10 protein-coding genes are annotated in these 9,840 nt (G+C 34.0%); 4 read left to right on the forward strand and 6 right to left on the reverse strand.

The genetic code is table 11. The features are described from left to right. Positions 1-138 precede the first annotated feature (138 nt). The gene (locus ACR1PN_RS20125; RefSeq protein WP_433981495.1) at positions 139-483 is read right to left on the reverse strand and encodes a phage holin family protein; all 345 of its coding nucleotides are present in this window, start codon (positions 481-483) and stop codon (positions 139-141) included. Positions 484-568: 85 nt separating this feature from the next. Beyond that, positions 569-991, reverse strand: coding sequence for a PaaI family thioesterase (locus ACR1PN_RS20130; protein ID WP_433981487.1), 423 nt, complete (start codon positions 989-991; stop codon positions 569-571). An 80-nt stretch (positions 992-1,071) separates the two neighbouring features. Between ACR1PN_RS20130 and ACR1PN_RS20135 the strand changes: the two genes are divergently transcribed. Continuing rightward, positions 1,072-2,379, forward strand: coding sequence for a DEAD/DEAH box helicase (locus tag ACR1PN_RS20135; RefSeq protein WP_433981488.1), 1,308 nt, complete (start codon positions 1,072-1,074; stop codon positions 2,377-2,379). Between the two features lie 91 nt (positions 2,380-2,470). Here the strand turns inward: ACR1PN_RS20135 and ACR1PN_RS20140 are convergent, their stop codons facing one another. Further along, positions 2,471-3,364: an SMP-30/gluconolactonase/LRE family protein gene (locus ACR1PN_RS20140; protein ID WP_433981489.1), complete on the reverse strand. Its 894-nt coding sequence runs from the start codon at positions 3,362-3,364 to the stop codon at positions 2,471-2,473. 83 nt (positions 3,365-3,447) lie between these two features. Between ACR1PN_RS20140 and ACR1PN_RS20145 the strand changes: the two genes are divergently transcribed. The 3 genes from ACR1PN_RS20145 (at position 3,448) to ACR1PN_RS20155 (ending at position 5,475) form a co-directional block, all read left to right on the forward strand. Further along, entirely contained in the window at positions 3,448-3,792 is a 345-nt protein-coding gene (locus ACR1PN_RS20145) for a MerR family transcriptional regulator (protein ID WP_378181669.1), read from the forward strand. Positions 3,793-3,804: 12 nt separating this feature from the next. After that, complete coding sequence (locus tag ACR1PN_RS20150) at positions 3,805-3,975, forward strand: hypothetical protein (protein ID WP_433981490.1); 171 nt, start codon at positions 3,805-3,807, stop codon at positions 3,973-3,975. Between the two features lie 195 nt (positions 3,976-4,170). Then, entirely contained in the window at positions 4,171-5,475 is a 1,305-nt protein-coding gene (locus tag ACR1PN_RS20155) for a hypothetical protein (protein ID WP_433981491.1), read from the forward strand. A 138-nt stretch (positions 5,476-5,613) separates the two neighbouring features. On the opposite strand, the gene ACR1PN_RS20160 is transcribed toward ACR1PN_RS20155, so the two are convergent. From ACR1PN_RS20160 to ACR1PN_RS20170, 3 genes are all read right to left on the reverse strand, one after another. Then, on the reverse strand, positions 5,614-7,737 hold the full coding sequence (locus tag ACR1PN_RS20160; RefSeq protein ID WP_433981492.1) for a DNA topoisomerase 3: 2,124 nt from the start codon (positions 7,735-7,737) through the stop codon (positions 5,614-5,616). A 291-nt stretch (positions 7,738-8,028) separates the two neighbouring features. Next, positions 8,029-8,583 (reverse strand): DUF2652 domain-containing protein, encoded by a 555-nt coding sequence (locus ACR1PN_RS20165; RefSeq protein ID WP_433981493.1) that lies wholly within the window; start codon positions 8,581-8,583, stop codon positions 8,029-8,031. A gap of 63 nt (positions 8,584-8,646) precedes the next feature. Further along, positions 8,647-9,393: a metallophosphoesterase gene (locus ACR1PN_RS20170; RefSeq protein ID WP_433981494.1), complete on the reverse strand. Its 747-nt coding sequence runs from the start codon at positions 9,391-9,393 to the stop codon at positions 8,647-8,649. Between the last annotated feature and the right edge of the window lie 447 nt (positions 9,394-9,840).

The raw sequence follows: 9,840 nt of genomic DNA on the forward strand, positions 1-9,840 counted from the left end.
TGCTTGGTTGGATAGTTTCAAAGCGCTGTTAATAAGGTTTGAAAAATTGAATATCACTTGGATAAATCTACATTATTTAGCTTTCTCTATCTTATTTCTAAGAAAAATAAAAGTTTAAACAGGTTTTTTATTTTCTAACTAATCTTTATCTGCAAACATTGAATTGGCAAGTGACGTAATAATAGAGAGTAAAATACTGAAAATAAATGCCCACCAAAAGCCATCAATATTCATACTGTCTATAAAATAATCCGCAATCAGAATAATGATCGCATTAATTACCAAAGCAAAGAAACCTAAAGTAATAATGGTAAGCGGCAAACCAAAAAGGCTTAAAACAGGCTTCACAATTAAATTTAAAAGCCCTAAAACAACTGCAAAAATAACAGCAGTAGAAAAGCCTTCAAAATGTACGCCTGGCAAAACTTTAGTGAGTAAAAAAGCAACTATTGCAGTAATCAGCAAACGGATAATTAAGTTCATCATATTTATTTTTTATATGCTTTATATCAACAAAACTTATTCCAATCATATGCAACGATTGATGAATCCTAAGTTTCGATCAATATTATTTTATTTTCATCATCGTTACCAAAGAAGTTGCCACATGGCTTTCCGAGCCATTATTTTCATCCATTGTATAAATTTCGGTTCTTATCACTGAGATTTTTGTACCACCTTTCACCACATAAGATTTAGAAACCAAAGCATCACCAATTGCCGGACGGAGATAATTCACTTTTAATTCGACCGTTACAACATAACAATCTTCCTCATAATGACTCACTGCCGCATAGCCTGAAGAGACATCCACCAAAGAAGCAATCATTGCTCCGTTGAACATTCCTGCTTTTCTGGTCATCAATTCCATCTTGGGAATTTTAATGGATACGAAATCGGTTTTCACTTCAAGTAATTCGGCTTTGTAGAATTTTAAAGTTTCAGAACGGCTGAAACTGTCGGTCATGAGTTTTTTCTTTTCTGGAGACATGAGGTTTAGATTTAGATTTAGCAAATTTCTTTAAATAAATTTACATTTTAAGAAAAATTCTTTTCGCTTACCTTTGCAACATGGATTTACAGTCAATTTATCAGAAGCTTCAGATTCAGGACATGAATCAGATGCAGAAATCTACCTTTAAGGCAACCGAAAACAACAGTGATGTTATCTTACTCTCTCCTACAGGATCGGGAAAAACACTGGCTTTTCTTTTTCCGGTTTTAAGGAATCTCAAAAAAGAAGCGAAAGGAATCCAGGCCATTGTTTTGGTTCCGGCCAGAGAACTGGCTTTGCAGATTGAGCAGGTTTTCAAATCGATGGGTACAGATTTTAAGGTTACTGTTTGCTATGGTGGTCATGATAAAAAGATTGAAATGAATAATCTGATCGAAGCTCCTGCAGTTTTGATCGGAACTCCCGGAAGAATCAGATATCATCTTCAGAATAAAAATTTTAATCCATCCACCATCAAAACTTTAGTTTTAGATGAATTTGACAAAGCATTGGAACTTGGCTTTCAGGAAGATATGGATTATATTATCGGAAATCTGAGAAATGTACACCAAAGAATTCTCACTTCCGCAACAGCTATGGATGAAATTCCGAAATTCACAGGACTTCAGAATGAAAAATTGATTGATTTTCTAAAGTTAGGAGAAAACAAACCGGATATTCAGCTAAGAAAAGTAATGACCATTTCTGAGGAAAAACTGGATACTTTATTCCATCTCATCTGTAAAATCGGAAACAAAAGAACCCTGATTTTCTGCAATCACCGTGAAGCTGTTGACCGAATTTCCGAACTTTTACGTGAAAAAGGAATCGACAGAGAAACTTTCCACGGCGGAATGGAACAGGATGAAAGAGAACGTGCTTTGCTAAAATTCAGAAATGATTCTGCAAGAGTTTTAATAACCACCGATTTGGCAGCAAGAGGTTTGGATGTTCCTGAAGTTGAATCTATCGTACATTATCAGCTTCCGCCAAAAGAAGATGCTTTCATTCACAGAAATGGGCGTACTGCAAGAATGAACGCCAAAGGTTTTGTGTATCTCATTATGAAAGAGGAAGAAAATTTTCCTTTTATCAAAAATGATGTTCCTGTAGAAAGTGTGACTGAATTTACAAAAGTTCCGGAAAATTCACCGTTTCAGACGATTTACATCAGCGCAGGAAAAAAAGATAAAGTCAATAAAGTTGACATCGTCGGATATTTGATTAAAAAAGGCGAGCTACAGAAAGAAGACGTCGGTTTGATTGAAGTAAAAGATACCACTTCTTACGTAGCTGTTTCCAGAAAAAAAGTAAAAGATTTACTGAAAAAGTTAAGTACCGAGAAACTGAAAGGCAAAAAAATAAAAATGGAGATTGCTTATTAGGCTGAGACTAAGGTTAAGATTTAGGCTGAGTTTAGAAATGAGACGCAACTTTAACCTTAACCTTAACCTTAACCTTAACTTTAACCTTAATCTACTTCAAAGCAGAAGTCTTCGTCGGTAAAGTATACACCGATTTCGAAGCAGTAATAAACAGAATATTGTTTTTCTGGCCTCCAAAAGTGATGTTACCGGTCCAGTCTTCAGGAATTTTGACATGTTTGATTTTTTCACCTTTAGGATTGAAAACCGTTACCCCGTCCCCTGTAAGGTAAAGGTTGCCATCTTTATCGAGCGTCATTCCGTCGGAGCCCATTTCACAGAATAATTTTTTTTCAGACAGTTTTCCTTCGCCCAAAATATCATAAACATAAGTTTTCCCGGCATCAATATCCGAAACGTATAATTTATTCAGTTTTGTAGCTCCAATAATCCCGTTGGGCTGAACAAAAGTTTCAAGCTTCGATATTTTTCCGTTTTTATTTCTATAATAAAGATTTTTCTCAGGAATTTCTACTTTAAAGTTTTCCCAGTAATCTCTTTTGTACAAAGGGTCTGTGAAATAAATTCCGCCTTTATTATCCAACCAAAGGTCATTTGGACCGTTTAATCTTTTTCCTTCAAAACCTTTAGATAAAACTTCAATATTTTTATCTTTTGAAATTTTCCAGATTTCCCCCTGATTGTCTGAACAGGTAATCAAATTGTCATTTTCATCAAAATAAGTTCCGTTTGCACGACCTGTTTTATCTAGAAACAGAGATATTTTATCCGTTTTCCAGTCCCAGACATAGATTTTGTCATTAGGTTGATCGGTAAAATAAACATTTCCTGATTTATCCGTTGCCGGACCTTCCGTAAAAGTAAACTGATCCGAAACTAATTTCGGCTCTGTATTTTCATAAAACATAGTGGTATAATTTGTTGATTGGCAACTCTGTAATGCGAAAACCAAACCAACTATACCCAAACTCCATTTATTTTTCATTCTTCTTAAATTTAAAGTTTACAATTTACGATTTGCTGTGTAGTTTAAAAAATATTTATCTTTGAATTTTCTGTATTACGACAATGAAGATCAATTTACCCGACAAACTGTATTATTCGATAGGAGAAGTAGCTAAAGCATTCGATGTAAACGCTTCATTGATAAGATATTGGGAGCAGGAATTCCCGATTATCAAACCCAAAAAAAACAAAAAAGGAAATCGCTACTTCACTCCGGAAGACATTAAAAACCTCCAAATCATTTATCATCTGGTAAAAGAAAAAGGTTATACGCTTGACGGAGCCAGGATTGCATTAACCACCAACTCTAAAATTTCGGAAACGGTTACCTTAATCGACCGTCTGGAATTCGTAAAAGCTGAATTATTAAAACTCAAAGATTCCTTGGTAGAAAAAGATTCTGAATAAATTCCCGTTTCTATGATTAACCTAAAAAATAAAAAGCATTTAAAAATAATCGCAGGAATTTCATTTTCTCTTGTTGTTTTAGGTGCAATTTTTAATGTAAACACATTATTGATGGCTGCCGTTATCGGATTTTTTGCAGGTTCAATGATACGACTGTTTATCCATAACAAAGAAAATTTTTAATTTATTCTTTACAGATAAAATTTTAAATAACTCCACTTATTCCCAAGACCAATTTTAGACTACAGGCTACTGTAAAACAAATATTTAATCGTTTATTTTTTTGATTTAATTATATCATGAATTAAAATTAATTCATAACTTTATGAAAGATGATTTTAAGAAATTGAAATCACATCAAACATAAAATACAAAACGATGAAAAAGAATTATTACCGTAAAATGGCAGTTTTGGGGATATTGCTTTTGGCATTGACTGTTTTCCAAAATTACACGGATAAAAGTGACGAAAACTTTCCCGAACTTACTTTTATCTCTGAAGATCTCCCCACAGAACCTCTTTCTGAATTTGATCCAAATGAACTCGATGAAAATCAATGGCAAAAACTCGGGTTTTCAGAAAAACAAACGTCTACAATTTTAAAATACAAGAAAATTGTCGGTGGAAAATTCCTATCCAAGGAACAGTTTAAAAAGTGTTTTGCTGTTTCTGAAGAGAAGTACACCCAACTTGAAAACTTTATTTTACTTCCTGAAACGAATGCTGATGCGAAAGGAAATTCAAATTTTAAGAGCTTTGAAAAGAAATCTATAAACATAACAAAGAAATTTAATCCTGATCAATTTTCACAAAGCGATTGGGAGAACATGGGGTTTTCGGAAAGGCAGGCTGCAGCGATTTTAAAGTATAAAAATTATCTCGGTGGAAGTTTTGTGAGCAAAGAAAAATTTAAAGAATGCTTTATTATCAATAATGAAAATTATCAGAAACTTGAGCCGTATTTAATTCTTCCCGCAAAAACTCCTGTAAATTTCAATAATTATACAGAAAAATCAGGTTCATCAAAAAACAAGTTTCAACATAGCAATTTTGATCCGAACATTTTGGATATTAAAGGTTGGATGGCTTTAGGATTTTCTAAAAAACAGGCGAACGTTATCGTTAATTATCGTGAACGAAATTTCAAAGGTAGTTTTAAAACTTTAGAGGATATCAAAGATTGTTTTGTCATTTCTTCTGAAAAATTTGAAGAATTAAAACCTTTTATAAAGCTAAATCCGGCAACAATGACGAAAAATTCGGATGATAAAAAGCCTGAATTCAAACAGGAAAAAACGGATTTTTCAAAAACAGATTTGAATTCTATCACCTTTAAGCAGCTTTTAGAATTTGGATTGGATGAAAAAAGTGCAGGTTCGATGATTGGTTTCAGAAAGAAGTTGGGTGGCTTTATGACGAAAGAACAGATTTTAGAAACCTATAATATCGATAAAGAACTGGTTCAAAAACTTCTGAGTATTGCTCCGCTTGACAATTCAAAAGTGGAACGATATTCTTTGGTAGATGCTCCCGAAGAATGGCTGAAAAACCATCCTTATTTTAAATATTCTGCCGACAAAATTATTTATTACAGAATCAGCAATCCCGATGATAAAAAGATTTGGAAATTATTGAAAACTAAGCCGGAATATGAAGCAAGGATGAGGCTTTATGTGAAGTGATGTTGGAAGACGGAGCTGGGTGATGGGTGTTTTGATACGTCTAAACTTTCATGAGTTGTCAAACTTTTACTACTTATAAAAATTTAAATTGAATGACTAAATGATCATCCAGCTTCAAACATCCAGCTTCCAGCCAATCTAAATCAAAGTAATTGAAAATTCCGGAGAAAGTGTAACAATTCCTTCCGATAAACTTTCAGGATGCGTTGTGAAACCTTTTAATTTTGAAGTTTTTCCTTTTAAAACCAAATCCATTAATTGTTTATCAGAAAGTTTTTTACCGAAAATTTCAAAGGAAACTTTAAAGCCGCAGTTTTTAAAATCGGAACATCCGACTGCGGTTTTACCTTTCATCAAAGTGTGCTCGTTACATTTTGGACATTTCGTTTCTTCCCAGGACTGCAATTCTTTTTTTGCAGCAGGTTCACGTTTTTTCTTCTCCTTAACTTCGGGTTTTTCTTCCTCAAGATTAATGACTTTTCCTTTCCCGTCGACAACTTTTTTGGTCAGCTCAGTCACCATCTGAATCAATTCGTCTTTAAACTGATTGGCCTCGTATTCACCGCTTTCAATTTTACGAAGCTTAAATTCCCATTCTCCTGTTAATTCAGGGCTTTTCAGAAGTTCATCTTCTATTGTATCAATTAATTGAATTCCGGTTTGGGTAGCGATAAGATTTTTTCTTTTCTTTTCAATATATTTTCGCTTGAAAAGAGTTTCGATAATATTCGCACGGGTTGAAGGTCTTCCGATCCCGTTGTTCTTCATCATTTCTCGAAGTTCTTCGTCATCAATTTGCTTTCCGGCAGTTTCCATAGCACGAAGAAGCGTTGCTTCAGTGTAGGGTTTTGGAGGTGACGTTTTTCCCTGATGAATCATTGGTTCGTGCGGACCAGTTTCTCCGACCACAAACTCAGGAATTGTTTGTTCTTCTTCCTTCTCTTTTTCTTTATCGGTTGATTCTTCTTTCGGTTCTTTCGCATAAACTGCTCTCCATCCCGGTTCAAGGATTTGCTTTCCACTGGTTTTGAATGGAATTGTTCCCACTTTTCCTTCCACCAAAGTGTTTGAGATTTTACATTCAGGATAAAAAACAGAAATAAAACGTTTTGCAATTAAATCATAAATGAATTTCTCTTCTCTCGTTAAATTTTGAGAAGGCGTCACTTCGGTCGGAATAATAGCGTGGTGGTCGGTTACTTTTGTATCATCAAAAACCGCTTTCGATTTTGGAATCTGTTCCTGCAACAAAGGAGCAATCAAATCTTGATAAGGCGTCATTCTACGAAGAATTCCTTCAATTTTCGGATACAAACTTTCGGATAAATAGGTTGTATCGACACGAGGATATGTCACATGTTTTTTCTCGTAAAGACTCTGAATATAATTTAAAGTATTTTCTGCAGAATAACCGTATTTTTTATTGGCTTCTACCTGAAGTCCAGTCAAATCGAACAGTCTCGGATTTTTTTCTTTTCCTTCTTTAATTTCAAATGAAACGATTTCAAAAGGATTGACTTTCAGATATTCCAGACCTTTTTCGGCACGGTCTAAAGTTTTGAGGCGGTCGATTGCAGCATTAAAAATAACATCACGGTATTTTGTTTTCAGTTCCCAATACTCTTCAGTCGTAAAAGCATCGATTTCTTTCTGACGTTGAACCAACATCGCCAAAGTTGGAGTCTGAACTCTTCCAATGGACAAAACAGCTTTATTTCCACCAAATTTTTTAGTAAAAAGTCGTGTCGCATTGATTCCCAGCAACCAGTCTCCTATTGCTCTTGCATTTCCTGCGAGATAAAGGTTTTTATAATCTTCGGCAGGTTTTAAATTGGCAAAACCTTCTTTAATGGCTTCTTCCGTCAATGAAGAAATCCACAAACGCTGAATCGGTTTATTGCATTTCGCTTTCTGCAAGACCCACCTCTGAATCAACTCTCCCTCTTGTCCGGCATCACCGCAATTGATGACCTCATCACATTCTTCGACTAATCTTTCAATCACTTTAAACTGATTTTCAACACCTTTGTTTGGGATTAATTTGATTCCGAAATTTTGAGGAATAATCGGCAGCAAAAACAGATTCCAGGATTTGTATTGCGGACCGTAATCGTGAGGCTCTTTGAGGGTGCAAAGATGTCCGAAAGTCCATGTCACACAATAGCCGTTTCCTTCCATATAGCCCTGTTTAGGCGTTGTCGCACCTAAAACTTTGGCAATATCTCTGGCAACACTTGGTTTTTCGGCAATACAAAGTTTCATGAAGTTTCAGAATTTTGAAGAGGGGCAAAAGTCGGGATTTTTTTTGGGAATTCCCAATTTACTTAGTTGGAATGCATTGAATTTTTTACTGCAAAAGAAGCAAAAGATTTCAGCAGTGTTGAAAGACTTTCAATAAAAAACAACAGATTAGCAAAAAGCTTTACTTTTCTATTTTAACATCCAATTTGTCATACCGAGGAATCCAAACTGTCTTTTTTAATATGTCGAGATTCTTTCAGAATCGCAAACGAATTAATCAACAATAAAATGATTATATTCAGCCAATAAAAACTAAGCTAATGTATTTCCAAAATACTGAATCACTCCCACTTCTGACAACTGCATCTCTTCGTAAGATTTATTTTCTTCATTTTCAGAATTTTTCAGAAAAGAATGACTGTATAAAGCGTAAGAAGGTTTTTCTGCGAAACCGTTTTTTAACATTTGATGAGCTTCTACAATAGGTTTTCCGTAGAGTTTTCTGAAATTACCGATGTTGTATTGAGAAAACTTTCCGTAATGCACGATAAACTTTAATGACAAATCAATCGTGGTATTCAACATCTCACTTAATTCCTCAATCTTCATATTGAAAGCCTTTCTCATATTACTCAGCATTCGGGAAATCTTTTTGTACGAAGGTTTGCTGTCGTAACGATAAAATAAAATGGCATCGCCCTCAATTTCCGAAATATCAAAATACTGATGGTTTACATCAATTAAAATAGAAAGTAGTTGTCTTACAATATATTCGCCGGTATAAAGTTTTGTATTGAACACAAATTCAGTAAATCCACTGAAATCAGGAATTAAAATAATTCCGTTTTGTGCGTTTGTATTTTCCATAGTTTTTAGGTTAAAACCTTTTCAATACAGACGAAGAACAATCTGTTTTACTTTAAACGAAAATTAAATTTCAATAATTAGCTTTCTATCATAACCATTGTATTTTTCAGAGATGTAGCCATGAGGATTGCAAATGATTTCTGTCTCTCCGATTTTGTATCTTGTCGGGGTATGAATATGACCATGAATCCAGTAAATAGGTTGATATTCTTCAATAAAATCTTCGAGATTGGAAGCATAAGCCGAAGTAACCGGATCGGTTTTAAAATGTTCAGGAACCGATTGTAAACTTGGTGCGTGATGCGTAACCACGATATTTCTTTTTCCTTTTGAATTTTCCAGACTTTCCTTTAGCCAATGTCTTGAAATTTGATGAATCTTAAATGTATCAATACTCCGCATCTTTGAATAAGATGGATCTTTTCGTATTAATTTATAATCATTCATCTGAGTCTGACAAAGACTTCCATAAGCCATCGGATTTCCAAAAATTGAAAAATCTGTCCATAATGTTGCACCGTGAAATCTTACATCTTCAATATCAACAAAAGAGTTTTCTAAAACAGAGACATTGGAATTTTCTGCGGCTTCTAAAATTTTATTTAAAGTTTTCGGATAAGAACCTTTGTAATACTCATGGTTTCCCAAGACGTAAATTACAGGTTTTTTGGGAATTTTATTTTTAATCCATTCAATTCCTCTTGTTCCTAAATTAACATCTCCCGCCAATATAACAACATCAGCAAGGTCGAAAGACAAATCGCTGAATCCAAATTCCTGATGTAAATCTCTGATGATTTGAATTTTCATAGGTCTAAAATACGTGTATTCTTCAAAAAAACAATCTCAAAAACAAACATGATTAAAATCAGCTTTGCTCAAAAAGAATATAATCAGTTAATTTAAAAAACTTAAACTACAGCCTGAAATTTAAAATCAATAAAGTCTACTTTTTTAGTGGACTAATAAAATATATGTTCTATATTTGCAACCGTATTCAAGTATGGAAATGAAGATGAAATCTAAATCCAATAACAATCTTATGACGAAGATGAACATCAGATCAATGATGGTGTATTGCTGTATGCCTTTGTATAGGAATTTTTGTGGCTGACCTTACTTTTATTATGATGTCTCGTCCTAAAACTTCGATACAGATTATAGGATAAAAATAATAATTAAACCAAAGCAAAAACGTTTTTGCTTTGGTTTTTAGTTTTATAGGTTTTCATTTTTAATTCAGACTGCTGGTGCATT

This window comes from Chryseobacterium sp. RLHN22 (genome assembly GCF_051011795.1).
Lineage (GTDB): Bacteria > Bacteroidota > Bacteroidia > Flavobacteriales > Weeksellaceae > Chryseobacterium > Chryseobacterium zhengzhouense.

Excerpts from the sequence above, each read along its gene's own strand:
- ACR1PN_RS20160 (WP_433981492.1), bottom strand. The coding sequence starts at position 7,737 with ATGAAACTTTGTATTGCCGAAAAACCAAGTGTTGCCAGAGATATTGCC.
- ACR1PN_RS20135 (WP_433981488.1), top strand. The coding sequence starts at position 1,072 with ATGGATTTACAGTCAATTTATCAGAAGCTTCAGATTCAGGACATGAAT.
- ACR1PN_RS20150 (WP_433981490.1), top strand. The coding sequence starts at position 3,805 with ATGATTAACCTAAAAAATAAAAAGCATTTAAAAATAATCGCAGGAATT.
- ACR1PN_RS20140 (WP_433981489.1), bottom strand. The coding sequence starts at position 3,364 with ATGAAAAATAAATGGAGTTTGGGTATAGTTGGTTTGGTTTTCGCATTA.
- ACR1PN_RS20165 (WP_433981493.1), bottom strand. The coding sequence starts at position 8,583 with ATGGAAAATACAAACGCACAAAACGGAATTATTTTAATTCCTGATTTC.
- ACR1PN_RS20145 (WP_378181669.1), top strand. The coding sequence starts at position 3,448 with ATGAAGATCAATTTACCCGACAAACTGTATTATTCGATAGGAGAAGTA.
- ACR1PN_RS20125 (WP_433981495.1), bottom strand. The coding sequence starts at position 483 with ATGAACTTAATTATCCGTTTGCTGATTACTGCAATAGTTGCTTTTTTA.
- ACR1PN_RS20130 (WP_433981487.1), bottom strand. The coding sequence starts at position 991 with ATGTCTCCAGAAAAGAAAAAACTCATGACCGACAGTTTCAGCCGTTCT.
- ACR1PN_RS20170 (WP_433981494.1), bottom strand. The coding sequence starts at position 9,393 with ATGAAAATTCAAATCATCAGAGATTTACATCAGGAATTTGGATTCAGC.
- ACR1PN_RS20155 (WP_433981491.1), top strand. The coding sequence starts at position 4,171 with ATGAAAAAGAATTATTACCGTAAAATGGCAGTTTTGGGGATATTGCTT.